A 19,619-nucleotide genomic window follows, 5' to 3' on the forward strand; every position below is an offset into this window, starting at 1 on the left:
GCACCCAGGGGCGTGGGCAGAAAACGCCCCAGGTGATGCAGGAGCCTACTGCGGGCACTACCCCAGCGCCGCGCGCGCGTTGCGGAACATCCGCATCCAGGGGCCGTCCTCGCCCCACTCCGGCGGGCACCACGAGTACGTCACGCTCCGGCTCACCCGCTCCGGGTGCGGCATCATGATGGTGACGCGCCCGTCCCTCGACGTCAGGCCCGCGATTCCGTGCGGCGAGCCGTTCGGGTTCGCCGGGTACGTCTCCGTCACCCGCCCGTGGTTGTCCACGAAGCGCACCGGCACCATCCCCAGCCCGTTCACCCTCGCCGCCTCCTCCGCGCTGGTGAACTCCGCCCGCCCCTCGCCGTGCGACGATGCGATCAGGATGCGGCTGCCCGCCATGCCCTTGAAGAACAGCGACGGGCTCTCCGCCACCTCCACCTGCACCAGCCGCGCCTCGAACTGCTCCGACGCGTTGCGCACGAAGTGCGGGAAGTGCTCCGCGCCCGGAATCAGCTCGCGCAGCTGCGACATCATCTGGCAGCCGTTGCAGATGCCCAGGGCGAACGTGCCCGAGCGCGCGAAGAAGGCGGCGAACTCGTCCCGCGCCCGCGCGTTGAACAGGATGGAGCGCGCCCAGCCTCCGCCCGCGCCCAGCACGTCGCCGTACGAGAAGCCTCCACAGGCCGCGACGCCCGTGAAGTCCTTCAGCGATACCCTCCCGGTGAGGATGTCGCTCATGTGCACGTCCACCGCCGTGAAGCCCGCGCGAATGAACGCCCGCGCCATCTCGAACTGGCTGTTCACGCCCTGCTCTCGCAGGATGACCACCCGCGGCTTCGCGCCCTTCGCGATGTACGGCGCCGCCACGTCCTCCGCCGGGTCGAACGTGAGCCGCGCCGACAGGCCGGGATCCTTCGGGTCGCACTTCGCGGCGTAATCCTCCTCCGCGCAGCGCGGGTTGTCGCGCAGCTTCTGCATCTCGTAGCTCACGCGCGACCACACCTTGCGCAGCGCCACCGTCTCCTCCTCGAGGAGCACCTTCGCGCCCTGCCGCACCCGCACCGTCAGCGCCGCGCCCGGCCGGCCCAGCTCGTGGCAGTGCGCGCCCAACCCGTGCTTCGTCAGCACCTCGCGCACCCGCTGGAGGTCCCCGGCCTTCACCTGCAGCACCGCGCCCAGCTCCTCGTTGAAGAGCGCCGCCACGGCATCCGCACCCAGCGCGGCCACGTCCACGTCGAAGCCGCAGTGCCCCGCGAAGGCCATCTCCACCAGCGTGGTCAGCAGGCCACCGTCGGAGCGGTCATGGTAGGCCTGCACCAGACCCGCCTCGTTGAGCACCTGCATCGCGGTGAAGAAGCCCTTGAGGGTCTCGGGGTTCTCCACGTCCGGGCAGCGCGGGCCCACCTGCGAGTACGCCTGAGCCAGGACCGAGCCCCCCAGCCGCTGCTTGCCGCCCGCCAGGTCCACGAACACCAGCCGCGAGTCCACGCCCGGCTCGCGCAGCTGCGGCGTGAGCGACTTGCGCACGTCCAGCACCGGCGCGAAGGCCGACACGATGAGCGACAGCGGCGCCGTCACCGCCTTCCGATTCCCCTTCTCCTCCCACACAGTGCGCATGGACATGGAGTCCTTGCCCACCGGAATGGTGAGGCCCAGCGCCGGGCACAGCTCCATGCCCACCGCCTTCACCGCGGCGTAGAGGTTGGCGTCCTCGCCCGGGCTGCCGGCCGCCGCCATCCAGTTGGCCGACAGCTTCACGTCCCCCAGCTTGCCAATCCGCGCCGAGGCGATGTTCGTCACGGCCTCGGCCACCGCCATGCGCGCCGAGGCGGCCGCGTCGATGAGCGCCACCGGCGTGCGCTCGCCCATGGACATGGCCTCGCCCGTGTAGCCCGCGTGCGCCGACAGCGTCACCGCACAGTCCGCCACCGGCACCTGCCACGGGCCCACCATCTGGTCCCTCGCCGTCTGGCCCCCCACCGTCCGGTCGCCAATCGTGATGAGGAAGCCCTTGTCCGCCACCGTCGGGTGTCCGAGCACCCGTCCCAGCAGCTCCTTCACCGGCGCATCCAGCTTCAGCTCGGCGTGCGTCAGCGGCCGCGACTTCACGTCCCGGTGCATGCGCGGCGGCTTGCCGAACAGCACATCCATCGGGATGTCGATGGGCGCGTTGCCGAACTGCCGGTCCGACACCTTCAGCACCTGCTCCTCGGTCGCGTCCCCCAGCACCGCGAAAGGCGCCCGCTCGCGCTCGCACAGGGCCGCGAAGCGCTCCAGGTCCTGCGGCGCGATGGCCAGCACGTAGCGCTCCTGCGCCTCGTTGCACCAGATCTCCACCGGCGCCATGCCGGGCTCGGCGTTGGGCACCTCACGCAGCTCGAAGCGTCCACCCAGGTTGTTGTCGTGGATGAGCTCCGGCACCGCGTTGGACAGGCCTCCCGCGCCTACGTCGTGAATCGAGCGGATGGGGTTGGCGTCGCCCTGCGCCCAGCAGCGGTCGATGACCTCCTGGCAGCGCCGCTCCATCTCCGGGTTGTCGCGCTGCACCGAGGCGAAATCCAGGTCCGCCGCGCTCGAGCCCTGCGTCATCGAGGACGCCGCGCCGCCGCCCAGGCCGATCAGCATCGCCGGGCCGCCCAGCACGACGATCTTGTCCCCTGGCTTCAGCGTGCCCTTCTGCACGTGCCCGTCCCGGATGTTGCCCAGGCCTCCGGCGATCATGATGGGCTTGTGGTAGCCGCGCACCTCGGCGCCCTCGGGCGTGGACACCTGCTGCTCGAAGCTGCGGAAGTAGCCGCACAGGTTGGGCCGGCCGAACTCGTTGTTGAAGGCGGCGCCCCCCAGCGGGCCCTCGATCATGATGTCGAGCGCGGAGACGATCCGCTCCGGCTTGCCGTAGGCCTGCTCCCAGGGCTGCTCGAAGCCGGGGATGCGCAGGTTGGACACGGAGAACCCGGCCAGGCCCGCCTTGGGCTTCGCTCCACGGCCCGTGGCACCCTCGTCCCGAATCTCCCCGCCCGCGCCCGTCGAGGCGCCCGGGTGCGGCGAGATGGCGGTGGGATGGTTGTGCGTCTCCACCTTCATCAGGATGTGCGCGGGCTCGCGGTGGAAGCGGTACTCGCCGCTGGCCACCTCCGGGAAGAGGCGCTCCACCTCGAAGCCCTCCATCACCGCCGCGTTGTCCTTGTACGCCGACAGCACGCCTTCCTTGTTCGCCGCGTACGTGTTCTTGATGGACTGGAAGAGCGAGCGCTCCTGCTGCTTCCCATCAATCGTCCACGAGGCGTTGAAGATCTTGTGCCGGCAGTGCTCGCTGTTCGCCTGCGCGAACATCATCAGCTCGACGTCGGTGGGGTTGCGCTTCAGCTCCGTGAAGCGCGCCACCAGGTAGTCGATCTCATCCTCGGCCAGCGCCAGGCCCAGCTCCCGGTTGGCGGTGACGAGCGCGGCCCGGCCTCCCCCCACCACATCCACCCTGGTGAGCGGCCGGGGCGTGTGCCCGGCGAAGAGGATGGCGGCGTCCTCCTCGCGCTCCACCACCGCCTGGGTCATCCGGTCGTGCAGCACCGGCTGGAGGCGGGCGAGCTGCTCGGGACTCAGGGCCTTGCCCGTCCGGTCAGCGACCCAGTAAGCCACGCCCCGCTCGATGCGCCGCACGGCGCGCAGGCCGGTGTTCTGGAAAATGTCCGTGGCCTTGGAGGACCAGGGCGAGATGGTCCCGGGCCGAGGGATGACCAACTGCAGGCTGCCGCGCTGCTCGCCACGGGTGAGCCGGGGGCCGTACTCCAGCAGCCTGTCCATCAGGGTCCGCTCGGACTCGGAGAGCGCGGCCGCGACGTCGATGAAGTGCACGAACTCCGCGTAGACGGAGGCGACGGCCGGCTCCAGCTCGCGGCAGCGAGCGAGCAACTTGGCCAGACGGAACTCGGAGAGGGCGGGGGCACCACGCAGGGTGAGCATGGAGCGCCTCTTATCTCCACAGCCCCCCTCCTGCATCTGAAAGAGATCGCCTGCCCTCCCCTGAGTGGTCGGAGGGCCCTCCGCCGGGTCTGGATATGGTTGAATGCCGCCGCCGATTCGACATGGCCGGGCCCCACGGGTCCGGCGGGGGAGTCTCCGAGGAACAGCATGGTGAGAGCGAACACGATCCTGGCGGCCTTGTGCGTCCTGGTGCTAGGGGGAGCCTGCTCGTCCCCCACTCGCGAGGAGCCGGCGAAGCTGGCGCCGAAAGCCACCCGCCGGGCCCTGGGCGAAGGTCCCGCCTCCCTCGTGGACGTGGGCACCAAGCCCGAGCGCGCCCTGGTGCGCTACCCCGAGTCCCCCACGGCCGCGGGAACAGCGCTCCTCTTCGCGGCCAATGAGGACAGCCTCGGGTCCGAGCTGTGGAGGCTCGACGCCTCGGGCCCCGCGCTGGTGGCCGACATCGTCCCGGGTCCCATCGGCTCGGCGCCCTCCCAGTTCTTCCACTCGCGGGGGCTCACCTGGTTCACCGCCTCCGACGAGGCGCATGGCGTGGAGCTGTGGCGGACGGACGGCACCACCGCGGGGACGTTCCTCCTCAAGGACATCTCCCCCGGCGCGGCCAGCTCCCGGCCCACCGGGTTCGCCGAGCTCAACGGGTGGATTCTCTTCAGCGCCCAGGACAGCGAGCACGGCGCCGAGCTGTGGCGCACCGATGGGACCCCGGAGGGCACTCAGCTCGTCCGGGACATCTCGCTGGGCACGGGCGGCAGCGAGCCCCAGGCGTTCACCGAGCTGGGCGGAAGGCTCTACTTCCTGGTCAATGATCCGGGGGGCACCCGGCAGTTGTGGAGCACCGATGGCACCCAGACGGGCACCGTCCGGGTCGGCGCGGGGGTGACGGTCACGACCTTCCCCTTGGCGCGCGGGCTCGTGCGTTCCGGCCGGGCGCTCTACTTCGCGGGCAACGAGGGCACGGCGGGCACCGAGCTGTGGAAGACCGACGGCACCGAGGCGGGCACCGTGCGCGTCAGAGACATCCTCCCGGGCGCGACGGGCTCCAACCCCGTGCAGCTCACCGTCTTCGAGGGCGCGGTGTACTTCGTCGCCTCGGACGGCGTGACGGGGCGCGAGCTGTGGAAGACCGATGGCACCGAGGCGGGTACGCAGCGCGTCCTGGAGCTCGTCCCCGGCAACAACTCCGTGGAGAAGCCCGACGCGCTCACCGCCACCAGCTCGCGCCTCTTCTTCATGATGAGGGACGCGAGCAACACCGAGAGCGCCCTCTACGCGACGGACGGCTCGGCCGCGGGCACGGCGAAGCTGGTGGACTTCAAGGCCGCGGGCGGCAAGGGCCCGCTGCTGATGACGGCCCATGGAGGCACGCTCTACTTCACCGGCTACGAGCCGGGCGTGGGCCATGAGCTGTGGACGAGCGACGGCACGCCCTCGGGCTCCCGGCGCATCGGCACCAACCACTTCACGGGCGACCGCCTCGCGGATCCGTCCCCCAAGGCGTTCACCGTCCTGGGCGACACCGTGTACTTCGTGGCGACCGCGCCGGGCACGGGCCTCTCCGACGAGTTGCCGCCGCTGCCCACGCTGTGGAAGTCGAAGGGCGATGCGGCCACCACCGTCCCCGTCGGAACCGACCTGACGCCCACCCGGGGCTCGAACCCCGCTCCCTTCGCCTCCTTCGATGGCGCGCTGTACTTCACCACCTTCGAGCAGGAGGAGGCGGCCCGGCTGTGGCGGACGGATGGCACGGTGGCGGGCACGCAGCCGCTCGTGAACATCGTCCCCGACGACGCTCCCGAGTTCACTGCGGAGTCGGGCCTGAGCGCCCTGACGCCCTTCAACGGAGCCCTCTACTTCGCGGCCATGCCGTCGCTCGCGGAGGGCTTCCAGCTCTGGAAGACGGATGGGACCACCGCGGGCACGGCCCGGGTGACGAGCAGCGTCCGGCTCACCACCGCGGCCAGCTCCCCCATGGAGATCGTCTCCCACGGCGGCTTCCTCTACTTCGCCGGCCAGGACTCCGCGCGCGGCATCGAGCTGTGGAAGAGCGACGGCACGGCGGCGGGCACCACCCTGGTGAAGGACATCGCCGCGGGGAGCGGACCCTCCTCGCGCCCCTCGCGCTTCACCGCCATGGGTGATGTCCTCTACTTCATCGCCCGGGATGCCTCCGGCGGCCGCGAGCTGTGGAGGACGGAGGGCACCGAGGCGAACACCTCCCGCGTGGCGAACATCCGCGACTACGTGGGCATGAGCGCCGTCATGAACATCGCCGGGGTGGTGGGCAGCACCCTCTACTTCGTGGCCAACGAGGAGAACACGGGCATCGAGCTGTGGAAGACGGACGGCACCGAGGCGGGCACCTCGCTGGTGAAGGACATCGCCCCGGGCATCCTCGACGCCGGCCCCTCCACGTTCGCGGTGCTCGACGGCCTCCTCTACTTCACCGCCAACGATGGCTTCGGCCGCGAGCTGTGGCGCACCGATGGCACCGAGAGCGGCACCGTGCTCGTCCAGGAGCTCAACCCGGCCAGCGGGGGCTCCAGCCCTGGCGCCCTCACGGTGCTCGGCAAGACGCTCTACTTCACCGCCGACGACGGCACCTCCGGGCGCGAGCTGTGGAAGCTCGACACCACCGCGGCGGAGCCCGTCCCCATGCGCGTGAAGGACATCCTCCCGGGCACGGGCAGCGGTGTGCTCGCCGAGTCGCTCTTCGCGCTCCCCGCCGAGAAGCTGCTCGTCTTCGCCGCGAATGATGGGGTGGGCGGCACCGAGCTGTGGCGCTCGGACGGCACCGAGGCGGGCACCTTCGTGCTGCACGACATCGCCCCGTGGCAGCTCGGCTCGAATCCCGCGGGCTTCACCGTCTTCGGGGACACCCTCGCCTTCAGCGCGAGCGATGGGCGGCGCGGGCGCGAGCCGTGGCTGATGCCGCTGTCGCTGCTCACCAACGGCACGCCTCCGAGCGTCACCTGTCCGGTGGTCCCGCCCGTCGAGGCCCAGCAGTTCCTGGGCGCGCGGGTCGACTTCGAGGAGGCGACGGCCAGCGACGACACCGCGCTCCCGCCCGCCATCTCCTACAGCCATGTGCCGGGCGGCTTCTTCCCGCTCGGAGACACCGAGGTGCGCGTCACCGCGCGCGACTCGGCGGGCCTCGTGGACACGTGCACCTTCACCGTCACGGTGCGGGACACCACGCCTCCGGAGCCGGTCTGCCCGGCGGACGCCACGGTGGAGGCCACCCGTGAGGACGGCGCGCGCATCACCTACTCGGCCCCGCGGGCCACCGACGCGGTCACCCGCGCCCCGGTCATCTCCGTGAGCCACGAGTCCGGCGGCCTCTTCCCCTGGGGCAACACGATGGTGACGGTGACGGCCACCGACGCGCAGAAGAACAGCAAGCAGTGCACCTTCACCGTGCGCGTGCAGGACACGACGGCCTCGGTGGTGACGTGCCCGGCGGATCAGCTCGTCGAGGCCCAGAGCGCCACTGGCGCGGATGTCACCTGGCCGCCCGCCGAGGCCTCGGACGGGGACGTCTCCCGCCCCACCATCACCTACGATCAGCTCAACGGCAGCCGCTTCGGGCTCGGCAACACGCCCGTCACGGCCACGGCGACGGATGGTGCCGGCAACACCTCCAGCTGCACCTTCCAGGTGTCCGTCCGCGACACCCAGGCGCCCACGCTCCGGTGCCCGGCCAACGTCCAGGCCGAGGCCGTTGGCGCCTCGGGCGCGCCCGCGGAGTTCATCGTGAACAACGTCGTGGACACCGTCTCCACCGTCGAGGTCTCCCTCAGCCACGCCTCCGGCGACACCTTCCCGGTCGGAGAGACGCCCGTCCGGGTGCAGGCCCGGGACGCCGCGGGCAACGTGGCCGAGTGCGGCTTCTCCGTCGTGGTGACCGACACCCTACCGCCGCTGCTCACCTGCCCGCAGGACATGACCATCGCCCGGGGGCCGGTGGCGGTGCAGCTGCCCCAGCCCTCCGTCACGGACCGGGTGACGGCCTCGCCCGCCATCACCTTCTCTCCGGCCAGCGGCAGTGTGTTCCAACCGGGTAACACCTCCGTGGAGGTCACGGCCCGGGACGACGCGGGCAACGCGGCCCGGTGCACCTTCAACGTGCACATCGAGAAGTCCGGTGGTTGCTCCGCCGCTCCGGGTAGCATGGGCGCGGCCGGGTGGATGGGGCTGCTCTCGCTGCTGACCCTCGCCGCCCGCCGCCGCTCCTCCCGCCGCTCCCAGGAAGGCACCCGATGACGCACTTCCGTACCTGCAACCTGTGCGAGGCCATGTGCGGCCTGCGCATCGAGACCGCCGAGGGCCGCGTCACCTCCATCCGGGGCGATGAAGCGGATCCCTTCAGCCAGGGCCACATCTGCCCCAAGGCCGTCGCGCTCCAGGATCTCCACGAGGACCCGGACCGGCTCCGGCAGCCCGTGCGGCGCACCGCCACCGGCTGGCAGCCCATCTCCTGGGAGGAGGCGCTCGACGAGACGGCGCGGCGGCTGCACGCCATCCAGCGCGAGCACGGCAAGGACGCGGTGGGCGTGTACGTGGGCAACCCCACCGTGCACGACCACGGCGCGATGATGTTCCTGCCGCTCTTCCTGCGGGCGCTGCGCACGAAGAACAAGTTCTCCGCGTCGTCGGTGGATCAGCTCCCCCACCAGCTCGCCGCGTACCTGATGTTCGGGCACCAGTTCCTCATCCCCATCCCGGACATCGACCACACGCGCTACATGCTCATCCTCGGGGCCAACCCGCTGGCCTCCAACGGCAGCCTGATGAGCGCGCCGGGCGTGCGCCACCGGCTCAAGGCCATCCAGCAGCGCGGAGGCCGGGTGGTGGTGGTGGACCCCCGGAAGACGGAGACGGCCCGCGTCGCGGACGAGCACGTCTTCATCCGTCCCGGCACCGACGCGCTCTTCCTCTTCGCGCTCCTGCACGTGTTGCTGGAGGAGGCGGGCCCGAAGATGGGGAGGCTCGCGGAGCTCGCCGACGGCCTGGCCACCGTGCGCGAGCTGGCGCGCGACTTCACCCCCGAGCGCGCCGAGCCCCACACCGGCGTGCCGGCGGAGACCACCCGGAGGATCGCCCGCGAGCTGTCCGCCTCGGAGGCCGCCGTCTGCTACGGGCGCGTGGGCGTCTCCACGCAGGCCTTCGGCGCGATGTGCCAGTGGCTCATCAACGTCATCAACATCGTGACGGGCAACCTGGATCGCCCGGGGGGCGCCCTCTTCACGCGCCCGGCCTTCGACATCGTGGGTGGCCCCAAGGCCATGGCCATGAGCCGCGGCAGCTACGGCCGCTGGCGGAGCCGGGTGCGCGGGCTGCCCGAGTTCTCGGGCGAGCTGCCGGTGGCCGCGCTCGGCGAGGAGGTGCTCACCGAGGGCCCCGGGCGCATCCGCGCGATGGTCACCTCCGCGGGCAACCCCGTCATGTCCACCCCCAACGGGCGGCAGCTCGACACGGCCCTCGCATCGCTCGACTTCATGGTGTGCATCGACCCGTACATCAACGAGACGACGCGCCACGCGCACCTCATCCTGCCGCCCAGCTCCAAGCTGGAGCGCAGCCACTACGACCTGGCCTTCCACGCGCTGGCGGTGCGCAACACCGCGAAGTACTCCCCGCCCCTCTTCCAGCCGGGCCCGGACACGCGCCACGACTGGGAGCTGTTCCTGGAGCTGAAGCACCGGCTGGAGACGCTGCGCGGCGAGCCCCGCGTGCGTGGCGCGCTGACGTACCGGGCGCTCAAGGCGCTCGGCCCCGACGGCCTGCTGGACCTAGGGCTGCGCGCGGGCCCGTACGGCATGAAGCTCCGCCCCTTCCGCAAGGGCCTGAGCCTGGCGAGCCTCAAGGCCCAGCCGCACGGCGTGGACCTGGGGCCGCTCGAGCCGAGCCTCCCCCGGCGCCTGGCCACGCGGGACCGCCGCATCCAGCTCGCGCCCGAGGCCCTGGTGGCCGATCTCCCGCGGCTGCGCCAGACCTTCCCGGAGGGCGCGGGCGCCACCGGGGATGGAGCACTGCTGCTCATCGGACGGCGCCACCTGCGGGACAACAATTCGTGGATGCACAACGTGCCGCAACTGGTCAAAGGCAAGCCACGATGTACGCTGATGGTGCACCCCGACGACGCCCAGCGGCTGGGTCTTCGGGAAGGCGAGGAAGCGGTGATAACCTCGCGCGTCGGCGAGGTGAAGGCCCCGGTGAGCGTGACGGACGAGATGATGCCGGGCGTGGTGAGCCTGCCGCACGGCTACGGACACGGGCGCGAAGGCGTCCAGCTCCGGGTGGCTGGGGAGCATGCAGGCGTGAGCATCAATGACCTGACCGATGACCGCGCGTTGGACGCCATCAGCGGCAACGCCGCGTTCAGCGGAATCCAGGTCCGCGTCGAGCCGGTACAATCAGCACGTACGAAAGAACCACAGCAACATTCCGCAACTGGATGAGACAACCCCGATGATCACCCTCTATCAGACCCCCATGGCCTGGGGCACTCCGAACCTGAGCCCCTTCTGCTTCAAACTGGAGGCCTACTTCCGCATGGTGGGGCTGCCCTACCAGGTGAAGATGGCCGAGCTGCTCAAGGCCCCCAAGGGCAAGGTGCCCTACGTCGAGATCGACGGGCGGCTCATGGGCGACTCCCAGTTCATCATCGAGTACCTCAAGACCAAGCACGGGGACACGCTCGACGCGAAGCTGACCCCGGAGCAGCTGGCCATCGGTCACACCGTCCGGCGCATGCTGGAGGAGTGCACCTACTGGTACATCGTCTACATGCGCTGGGTGGACGATGCGGGCTGGCGCGCCTACACGCCCATCGTCGAGACGATGGTCCCCACGGTCACCGGTGGCCCCGTGCCGCTGATGGCGCTGCGCCAGAAGATGCTGGGCATCCTCCATGACCAGGGGACGGGCCGGCACAACATGGAAGAGGTCCAGGCGCTGGCCAAGCAGGACATCGCCGCGCTGGCGACGCTGATGGGCAACAAGCCCTTCCTGCTCGGTGACTCCCCCACGTCCTTCGACGCGGTGGTGTACTCGTTCCTGGTGAGCATCATCGCCAACCCCGTGGACACGGAGTTCAAGCAGTACACCCTGTCCCAGGAGAACCTGGTCCGCTACTGCGCCCGCTTCAAGTCGCGCTTCTTCGCGAACTGGAAGCCGCCCGAGACCCAGGCCGCCTGATTCCGTCTTCCCCAGGAGCCTGACCCGATGAGCTCGGACACTTCCGGAATCGTCAGCAGTCAGGCCGGGGCCCCCGCGGAGGAGCTGTCCGCGGAGGCCCGCGAGGTCGTCGCCTACTATGACGCCCTCGCGCCGACGTACGACGCGGACCGCTTCGGCAACTCGTACGGGGCCTACCTGGACGGGCTGGAGCGCCGGGCCCTGCGCAGGTGGCTCCGGGGGCCGCGGGTGCTGGATCTCGCGTGTGGCACGGGCCGCTTCCTGGACCTGGCGAGCGAAGGGCTCGACCTGAGCGGGAAGATGGTCGAGCGGGCCCGGGAGCGCTGGCCGGGCAAGCGCATCCACCACGCTCCGGCCTGGAGCATCCCCGCCGCCGCCGGCAGCTACGACAGCGTCTTCGCCCTGCACCTCTTCATGCACCTGCACCTGGGAGACCTGCGCCGGGTGCTCGAGGAGTGCCGGCGCGTGCTGCGCCCGGGCGGGGTGATGGTGTTCGACTTCCCCAATGCGCTGCGCCGCCGGCTCGTGGGCTACCAGGCCACCGGCTGGCACGCGGGCACCGAGCTGATGGCGGGGGACCTGCGGATGCTGGGTGGGGGGCACTGGCGCCTCGCCGCCTCGCGAGGCCTCGCGCTGGCGCCCATCCACCGCCTGCCGCACGCGGCCCGCCCGGCCTTCATGGCCGCGGAGGTGCTGCTGGGCCGCACGCCGCTGAAGCACCTCGCCTCGTATCAACTGGTGAAGCTTGAGAAGTTGGACTGAGCTCCTCCGCCCGCTCGTCCCGGTGCCCGCCCGGGTCTGGGTGGCGGCCTCCCGGCGCACGCTGAGGGATGTGCGCTCGGGGGCGAGGAGGAGGATGGCCACCGGCTCGGAGCCCTCCCAGGCCGAGGCGCGGGAGTGGCCGGCGTACGTGAGCATCTCGCAGCCGCTCGGCCAGTCGGAGCACGTGGAGAGCAAGAAGCACAACCTCGCCCGGGCCCTCCGCGAGCTGCGGGACGTGCGCGTGGGGCCCGAGGAGCTCTTCTCCTTCTGGCACCTGGTGGGGCGGCCCACGAAGCGCCGGGGCTTCGTGCCCGGACGCAACCTCGTGCGGGGCCGGCTTGAGGTGAGCATGGGAGGCGGGCTGTGCCAGCTGTCGGGGCTGACGTACCTGCTGGCCCTGCGCGGTGGCCTGTGGGTGACGGAGCGGCACGCGCACTCGGTGGACATCTACACGGAGCAGACGCGCTTCGCGCCCCTGGGCTCGGATGCCACCGTGGCCTACGGCTACAAGGATCTGCGCTTCCTCAACGTCCTCCCCTTCCCCATCGCCCTGCGGTTCGAGCTGGAGGCGGACACGCTCACCGGCTCGGTGTGCGCGCCCCTGCCGCTGGAGCCGTGCGCCGTCGAGTTCTCCATCGAGGAGCAAGCGGACAGCCGTCAGGTGACGACGTGGGTGAGACGCCCCGGAGCCACGGAGCCGGAGTTCCTCGGGGTGTCGCGGTACGGCAAGCCGGCCCAGGCGGCGTGACGAGGCCGGGCTCTCCTGGGACAGACAGGTCGAGGTAGAGGAGACATGAGAAGGAAGGTACGCGTGGGCTTGATGATCGCCGGAGTCGTCTTCACCGCAGTGGTGCTGGCCGCTGGCGTCGCGGCCACGCTCGCTGGCCGGCGCTTCCACGCGAGGTACGAGACGGAGAAGGCCGCGCTGCTCCAGCAGGCGCGCTCCGGCGCTCCACCCGCGGGTGCTGGCATCGCTGCCGAGAGCCTACCGCCGCCCGTGCGCAGGTACCTGCAGGTCACGCGCGCCGGGGACAAGCCGCTCCCAAGGTTCGCCATCGTCCAGCAGCGGGGCGGCCTTCGCACCGCGGCGGACAAGCCGTGGATGCCGTTCGAAGCCGAGCAGGTCTACTCCCTGGAGCCGCCGGGCTTCCTCTGGTTCGCGCGCGCGAAGGTCGCGCCCGGCGTCCACATGCTCGCGCGGGACAAGTTCGTCGGCCTGCGCGGCAACATGCTGATCACCCTCGGAGGGCTCATCACCCTCGCGGATGGCACAGGTCCGCAGATGGACCAGGGCGCCGCCTTGAGGTTCTGGGGCGAGGCGCTCGCGTTCCCGGAGCTGGTGCGCAGCCCCTCCCTTCACTGGGAGGCGATGAACGAGACACAGGCACGTGTCCGGATCGAACAGGGCGAGCTGAAGCTCGAAGCCGTCATCGACTACAACGAGCAAGGCCTGCCCATCGCCATGCACGCGCAGCGGTATCGCGACGTGAACGGCACGGGGGTGCTGACAGCGTGGACGGGCTACAGCCGTGAGTGGCGAGAGCTGGACGGCAGGCTGTTCCCCACGCAGTGGGAGTCCGTCTGGCACCTGCCGGAGGGCGACTTCCCGGCCGTGCGCATGGAGATCCTCCATCTCCAGACCGGTTGAGGACGGGTCATGCAACACGTGAGCGTGCGGATGGCCACGAGGGTGCTCCTGGTCCTGCTGCTGGGAGCCGCCGGGAGCGCCTGGGCCCTGGAGCCGGGCAAGGCGCTGAGCCAGTTCCCTTCCCGTACCTGGCAGACGGAGGACGGGCTGCCGCAGAACAGCATCCTGGCCCTCGAGCAGACGGCGGATGGCTACCTCTGGGGCGGCACGTATGAGGGGCTGGTGCGCTTCGACGGCGTGCGCTTCACCGTCTTCGACCCGGAGAACACGCCGGCCCTCCCGGATCGCTTCATCTGGGGCCTCGCCCGCAGCCAGGACGGGACGCTGTGGATCGGCACGGGCTCGGGGCTCGCCGGCATGCGGGAGGGCACCTTCTTCCGCGTCACCCCACCCCCGGGCATCACCCTGCGCAACCTGCGCCACCTGCTGCCCGCCCGGGATGGGAGCCTGTGGATCACCACGGCCGGTCACGGGCTGCTGCGGCTCTCCCAGGGACACTTCCAGGTATGGAAGGCCGGAGACGGGCTCGGCAGCGATCACGTGGATGCGCTCGTCGAGGACGCGGCCGGCAACCTCTGGGTGGCCTCGCAGGGCGGCCTGCTGCGATGGGACGGCGCCGCTTTCCAGAAGGGGCCCGCCTTCGCGGACACGCCTTCCCGGGTGCTGTCGCTCGCGCTGGACCGGGACGGCGCCCTCTGGGCCGGCACCCTGAATGGCCTCGTGTACCGGCTGCGGGACGGGATGATGCACCCGGTGCCCGAGGCGAGCCTGCCGGGCACCCCCATCGGGATCCTGCTCGTGGACCGGCCGGGCACGCTCTGGGTGGGGAGCACGGACCGCGGGCTGTTGCGCCTGACCCACGGCCAGCGCTCCGTCCTGGAAACCCCCTCCGGGCTGGAAGGTGACGCGGTCCTCGCCCTGCTGGAGGACGCCGAGGGCAACCTCTGGGTGGGGACGGAGTCGCGGGGACTGCACCGCCTCAAGGATGGGCTCTTCTCCCCGTACGGCCGCCCCGAGGGGGTGGCGCACGACATGATGGCCGCCCTTCACGAGTCCCGCGATGGCAGCCTCTGGTTCGCCACCCTGGGCGGCGGCATCACCCGCATGAAGCAGGGGGAGATGACGCACTGGACGACGCGCGAAGGGCTCCCCAGCAACCGGGTCCTCTCCATCGCCGATGCGCGGGACGGCGGCCTCTGGCTCGGCACCCAACGAGGCGTGAGCCGCTGGCAGGCGGGGACCATCACCCGCTCGCTCGGAGAGGCCGAGGGACTGCACGGGGGCGTGCGCACCGTCCACGAGGATGAGCAAGGCACCCTCTGGGCCGGCACCCATCTGGGGCTCGCCCGATGGAATGGGAAACGCTTCGAGCTGCTCTCGCCACGGGACGGGTGGCCCGGCGCCTCCATCACCGTGCTGCACCCGCGCGCCGCGGGAGGTTTCTGGGTGGCTTCCGGCAACGGCGGCCTGGGCCATGTCCAGGCGGGCCGCCTCGTTCCCCTGGCGTCCGGGGAGACACCGCTCACCGGCTCCCTCCTGACGCTCCACGAGGAGGCTGACGGCACGCTCTGGATCGGCTCCACCACGGGCCTCTTCCGATGGAAGGCGGGGCGCCTCACACGCTTCACCCGGACCGAGGGACTCTTCGACGACATCATCCTCCAGGCCATGCCCGATGGGCGCGGCAACCTGTGGCTGGGCTGCAACAAGGGCATCTTCCGCGTCTCCCTGGAGGAGCTGGAAGCGGTGGCCGAGGGCCGGCTCGCACGGGTCCACTCGCGGCTCTTCGGGACGGACGACGGGATGCGCTCGCCGGAGTGCAACAACGTGGGGTGGCCATCCGGGCTGCGCACCCGGGATGGGCGGCTGTGGTTCGCCACCATCCGCGGCGCCGTCGCCTACGATCCGCGGCACGAGGTCGCGCCCGTGGCCTCGCCGCCACCGGTGCTGCTCGAAGAGGTCCGGGTGGATGGGCGGACCGTGCCCGCCTCCCAGTGGAGTCTCATCCCTCCCGGCGCGGAGCGAGTGGAGCTCCACTACACGTCCCCGAGCCTGGGAGCGCCGCAGCGCCTGCGCTTCCGCTACCAGCTCGAGGGCCTCGACAAGGACTGGGTGGAGGCCGGGCCGGAGCAGCGCAAGGCCGACTACACCCACCTGCCGCCGGGGGACTACCGCTTCCGCGTCATGGCGCTCTCGACGGAGGACGGCCAGACGACGCCCGTCGCGGAGCTGAGACTCCAGCAGCAGCCCCGCTTCCACGAGACGCTTCTCTTCCGGGCGGCCTGCGCGCTGGCGGGGGCGCTGGTCATCGCCGGTGGGGTGCGGCTGCGCCTGCGCGGACACCGCCTGCGCGAGCGCGAGCTCCAGGCGCGTGTCGAGGAGCGCACCACCGAGCTGAGCGCCCGCCTCCAGGAGCTCCAGGACACCCGGGAGCGGCTCGTCCAGGCGGAGAAGATGGCCGCGGTGGGGACGCTCGCCTCGGGCGTCGGGCATGAGATCAACAACCCGCTCGCCTTCATCATCTCCAACCTCAACTACGTGACGGGGGAGCTGGGAGAACTCACGAAGCGGGAGGAGGAGTCCGAGCGCTGGCAGGAGGTGGAGCAGGCGCTCTCCGAGGCGAAGGTGGGCGCGGAGCGGGTGCGCCGCATCGTGGCGGACCTACGGACCCTGGCCCGCGCCCAGCGGGAGCCCTCGAAGGAGGTGGACCTCCATGCGCTGCTCGACGTGTCCCTGGCGACGGCGGACGGGAAGCTGCGCCCCCGGGCCCGGGTGGTGAAGGACTATGGAACGCCGCCGACCGTGCGGGGGAACGAGACGCGGCTCGGCCAGGTCTTCCTCCACCTGCTCGTCAACGCCGCGCAGGCCATCCCCGAGGGAGGCGCGGACCAGAACGAGGTGCGTGTCACCACGCGCCGGGACGAGCGGGGGCACGCCGTCATCGAGGTGAGCGACACCGGCGTGGGAATTCCTCCCGAGGCGCTACCGCACATCTTCGAGCCCTTCTTCACCACCAAACCCGTGGGCGAGGGAACCGGGCTCGGCCTGTCCATCTGTCACACCCACCTGCAGGCCATGGGCGGCGACATCCGGGTGCGGAGCGAGCCGGGACGCGGCACCACCTTCGAGGTCACCCTCCCGCCCTTCGGCAGCTCCCTGGAGGAGCGCTTCAAGTCATCACGCTGAGCGCGAAGCAGCGCGAGGTGGCGCTCCAGCTCAAGGATGCGTATGGGTCAGGCTGTAGAACGTGGCCTGCACATAATCAGACGTCGTGCCGGTGTTGTTCTGATTATAGACACCGGCTTTGAAATACATGCCCAGGTCGTTGTACCCGGACTCCAGGGTGAAGTTCGCGGTGACGGTCGCACGGCCTTGCGGCGTGACCTTGACCGTCATCGCCTGTCCGACGACCTTGATCTCATAGCTCCAGGTCTCACCGAGCAGCACCCCGTTCGTGGGGTTCAGGTTGTTGGGGTCGCCAATGATGGGGAGGTAGGTGGTGCTGTTGGACGGCGTGTCGTGGGCGAAGTAGATGGCGCCTCGCGAGTCGGACGGACGCTTGTGGAAGTACAGGCGGATGGGCTCGCTGGACGGACCATGGATCTGCCCCACGATCACCCGGCCGATCTTCGCGCTCTCTCCAGTGGTGGAGACACGATCCACGGTGAGGGTGGCCCTGAGCGTTCCGTCGACGCCACCCGCGGCGGACTTCGCGGTCGACGAGGAAGTCGACATCACCCAGTTGTTGCCGGGAGCGCTCGCGCTTCCATCCGGAGCGAGCATCTCGCGCAGCTCCGTCCGGGAGTAGTTGGAGTTGGCGGTCGTGTCCGCGAGGTTCGGGCAGCGGAAGACCATGCCACCCGTCACCGGGTCCGTATAGAACGTGTTCTCCAGCTCGTAACCCTTGCTCAGCGTGGACGCGCTGACTTCGCTGGCGTCTGGCAGGGTGATCTTCCAGTGCGACAGATCGAAGTTGCCACTCGGCGGCGCGGACGGGTCGAGGCCTCCGGCACCAATCGTATACGTCCCGCCTCCGATGGGGCTGGGGGACAGCCCGCTCAGGTACGCAATCGCTTTCAACGTGGTCGTCGTGCTGAGCGTGATGGGGCCGCTGTAGAGCGTACCGGTGGTGGAGGTGGGCGTGCTGCCATTGGTGGTGTAGCGGATCGAGGCTCCGGAAGTGGCGGAGCTGAGGGTGATGCTCTGCGCACCGGTATAGGTACCAGGAGCGGGGTTGAACGTGGGCGTGGCCACCTGCCCCCCGGAGCTGGTCAATCCCCACAGCTCGACCTCGGTGATGCTGTTCCAGCCGTTGCCGGAGCTGTTGCCGTGCCCCACGATCCGGATGTAGCGGGCGCTGGTATCGGCGAAATCATACGTTTCGACGTTGGTCGTCGTGCCACTGCTGACAGCGCGGTTGATCAACGTCGTCCACGGGCCGCTCGAGGAGCCAGCGGCGAGCACGTCGAAGGTCGTCGTGCGGGTATTGCCCTGGTACCAGGCGATCTTGATGAGTTGCACGCTCTGAGTGGTGCCGAGATCGAAGGTGATGAACGCCCCGTCACCCTGCCCTGCCCAGCGGGTGGAGAGATCGCCATCGACCGCGTTGGCGGGAACGGCGTTGTTCGCCACGTCATAGGTGCTGGCCGTCACCGCCGAGCCAGGGACGGGCAACTGACTGCCCGTGCTGGCCGCCGCCCCCCAGAGTTCGACCTCGCTGATGCTGTTCCAGCCATTGCCGGAGCTGTTGCCGTGCCCCACGATCCGGATGTAGCGGGCGCTGGTGTCGGCGACATCGTAGGTTTCGAAGCTGGTCGTCGTGCCACTGCTGACGGCGCGGTTGAGCAGCGTCGTCCACGGGCCGCTCGAGGAGCCAGCGGCGAGCACGTCGAAGGTCGTCGTGCGGGTATTGCCCTGGTACCAGGCGATCTTGATGAGCTGCACGTTCTGCGTGGTGCCGAGATCGAAGGTGATGAACGCCCCATCGCCCTGCCCCGCCCAGCGGGTGGAGAGATCGCCATCGACCGCGTTGGCGGGGATGGCGTTGTTCGCCACGTCATAGGTGCTGGCCGTCACCGCCGAGCCCGGAACGGTGAATCGCGTGGCCGACTGCGCTGAGACTTCGGCGGCCACCAAGAGTGAGAGAACAAGTGCGGGAAGAAGGTGTCTGAGGTTCATGGGGATCGATCCCTCGGGCGTTGAAGCGGACTGGCCCCGTAGCACAACCCCAACACCCAGGAAAACAGGCATTTTTACCAAAACCCCCAAAGCGATGAATACCCGTTACCGAGTGGCCGGCCCACCAGGATGGGAGAGCCTGCAATGCGTGGCACTCGTCATCGCTGGGGCAGGTGCCTAGATCTCCCTTGAAGGCGGGACATCCTCATCTTCCTTGGAGGGGAGACATGGAGGCGAGCGCACGCCAGAAGCTGGAGCAGCGGATCCACGAGCTCTGCACGCGAGGCGAGACAGGACACGCCGTCCAGGTCGCACTGGAGGGATATGGGCCAGAGTTCATGCGGCTGCTGGGCTCCATCCTTCACGACCGGGAGCAGGCGCGGGATGCCTACAGTACCTTCACCGAGAACCTGCTGATGGATCTCCCGCGGTTCCGCTGGGATTGCTCCTTCCGCTCGTGGGCCTACCAGGTGGCACGCCACGTCGCCTACCGCATCGCCACCTCGCCGGCCGCACGGGAGCTACCGGTGAGCCTCGGGGCCTTCCGTGACCAGGTGCAGCCCGAGCCGAGCCAGCCGAAGCCCTGGATGCGAAGCACCCTCAAGGAGCGCTTCCGGGAGCTGCGTGAACAGCTCACCCCTCACGAGAAGCGCATCCTGTCGCTCCGGGTGGATGAGCGGATGTCCTGGCACGACGTGGCCCGGGCGATCGCCGGCCCGGACGAGGTCCTGACGCGCGAGGCGCTCGACCGCAAATCCGCCGTGTTGCGGCAACAGTTCAAGCGAATCAAGACCCGGCTGAGGGAGCTCGCACAGCAAGCGGAGATGCTCTCGTCCGAAGAGCACCCTTCCCTCTAGCC

At 70.1% G+C, this 19,619-nt stretch carries 10 protein-coding genes; 8 read left to right on the plus strand and 2 right to left on the minus strand.

All coding sequences use genetic code 11. The features are described from left to right. Positions 1–57: 57 nt before the first annotated feature. Positions 58–3,954 carry a phosphoribosylformylglycinamidine synthase gene (gene purL / locus NR798_RS29660; protein ID WP_375765868.1) on the minus strand — a complete coding sequence of 1,299 codons (3,897 nt, stop codon included), beginning with the start codon at positions 3,952–3,954 and terminating at the stop codon, positions 58–60. A 168-nt stretch (positions 3,955–4,122) separates the two neighbouring features. Here purL and NR798_RS29665 point away from each other — a divergent pair, with 168 nt between their 5' ends. The 7 genes from NR798_RS29665 to NR798_RS29695 are packed head-to-tail and all read left to right on the plus strand — an operon-like array spanning position 4,123 to position 16,768. After that, on the plus strand, positions 4,123–8,235 hold the full coding sequence (locus tag NR798_RS29665) for an ELWxxDGT repeat protein (protein ID WP_375765869.1): 4,113 nt from the start codon (positions 4,123–4,125) through the stop codon (positions 8,233–8,235). Further along, positions 8,232–10,433 carry a molybdopterin oxidoreductase family protein gene (locus NR798_RS29670; protein ID WP_375765870.1) on the plus strand — a complete coding sequence of 734 codons (2,202 nt, stop codon included), beginning with the start codon at positions 8,232–8,234 and terminating at the stop codon, positions 10,431–10,433. Before NR798_RS29665 ends, NR798_RS29670 begins: the two co-directional genes overlap by 4 nt. A gap of 10 nt (positions 10,434–10,443) precedes the next feature. Continuing rightward, positions 10,444–11,172 carry a glutathione S-transferase family protein gene (locus NR798_RS29675; protein WP_375765871.1) on the plus strand — a complete coding sequence of 243 codons (729 nt, stop codon included), beginning with the start codon at positions 10,444–10,446 and terminating at the stop codon, positions 11,170–11,172. 27 nt (positions 11,173–11,199) lie between these two features. Beyond that, positions 11,200–11,934 carry a class I SAM-dependent methyltransferase gene (locus NR798_RS29680; RefSeq protein ID WP_375765872.1) on the plus strand — a complete coding sequence of 245 codons (735 nt, stop codon included), beginning with the start codon at positions 11,200–11,202 and terminating at the stop codon, positions 11,932–11,934. Continuing rightward, on the plus strand, positions 11,918–12,682 hold the full coding sequence (locus tag NR798_RS29685; RefSeq protein WP_375765873.1) for a VanW family protein: 765 nt from the start codon (positions 11,918–11,920) through the stop codon (positions 12,680–12,682). The genes NR798_RS29680 and NR798_RS29685 overlap by 17 nt, the downstream gene beginning before the upstream one ends. 45 nt (positions 12,683–12,727) lie before the next feature. Beyond that, positions 12,728–13,582 carry a DUF6544 family protein gene (locus NR798_RS29690; RefSeq protein ID WP_375765874.1) on the plus strand — a complete coding sequence of 285 codons (855 nt, stop codon included), beginning with the start codon at positions 12,728–12,730 and terminating at the stop codon, positions 13,580–13,582. A gap of 9 nt (positions 13,583–13,591) precedes the next feature. Beyond that, positions 13,592–16,768: a two-component regulator propeller domain-containing protein gene (locus tag NR798_RS29695; protein WP_375765875.1), complete on the plus strand. Its 3,177-nt coding sequence runs from the start codon at positions 13,592–13,594 to the stop codon at positions 16,766–16,768. 30 nt (positions 16,769–16,798) lie between these two features. On the opposite strand, the gene NR798_RS29700 is transcribed toward NR798_RS29695, so the two are convergent. Next, positions 16,799–18,715, minus strand: coding sequence for a polysaccharide lyase family 7 protein (locus NR798_RS29700; RefSeq protein ID WP_375765876.1), 1,917 nt, complete (start codon positions 18,713–18,715; stop codon positions 16,799–16,801). Between the two features lie 272 nt (positions 18,716–18,987). Here NR798_RS29700 and NR798_RS29705 point away from each other — a divergent pair, with 272 nt between their 5' ends. Further along, a complete protein-coding gene (locus NR798_RS29705; protein ID WP_375765877.1) occupies positions 18,988–19,617 on the plus strand; it encodes an RNA polymerase sigma factor in 630 nt (209 codons plus the stop codon). The last annotated feature ends 2 nt before the right edge of the window (positions 19,618–19,619 follow it).

Source organism: Archangium gephyra (assembly GCF_042230915.1).
In the GTDB taxonomy this organism is placed as follows: Bacteria; Myxococcota; Myxococcia; order Myxococcales; family Myxococcaceae; genus Archangium; species Archangium gephyra_B.

Bases quoted from the DNA above. Each gene is read 5' to 3' on its own strand.
- purL (WP_375765868.1), bottom strand. From the start codon at position 3,954: ATGCTCACCCTGCGTGGTGCCCCCGCCCTCTCCGAGTTCCGTCTGGCC.
- NR798_RS29665 (WP_375765869.1), top strand. From the start codon at position 4,123: ATGGTGAGAGCGAACACGATCCTGGCGGCCTTGTGCGTCCTGGTGCTA.
- NR798_RS29670 (WP_375765870.1), top strand. From the start codon at position 8,232: ATGACGCACTTCCGTACCTGCAACCTGTGCGAGGCCATGTGCGGCCTG.
- NR798_RS29675 (WP_375765871.1), top strand. From the start codon at position 10,444: ATGATCACCCTCTATCAGACCCCCATGGCCTGGGGCACTCCGAACCTG.
- NR798_RS29680 (WP_375765872.1), top strand. From the start codon at position 11,200: ATGAGCTCGGACACTTCCGGAATCGTCAGCAGTCAGGCCGGGGCCCCC.
- NR798_RS29690 (WP_375765874.1), top strand. From the start codon at position 12,728: ATGAGAAGGAAGGTACGCGTGGGCTTGATGATCGCCGGAGTCGTCTTC.
- NR798_RS29695 (WP_375765875.1), top strand. From the start codon at position 13,592: ATGCAACACGTGAGCGTGCGGATGGCCACGAGGGTGCTCCTGGTCCTG.
- NR798_RS29705 (WP_375765877.1), top strand. From the start codon at position 18,988: ATGGAGGCGAGCGCACGCCAGAAGCTGGAGCAGCGGATCCACGAGCTC.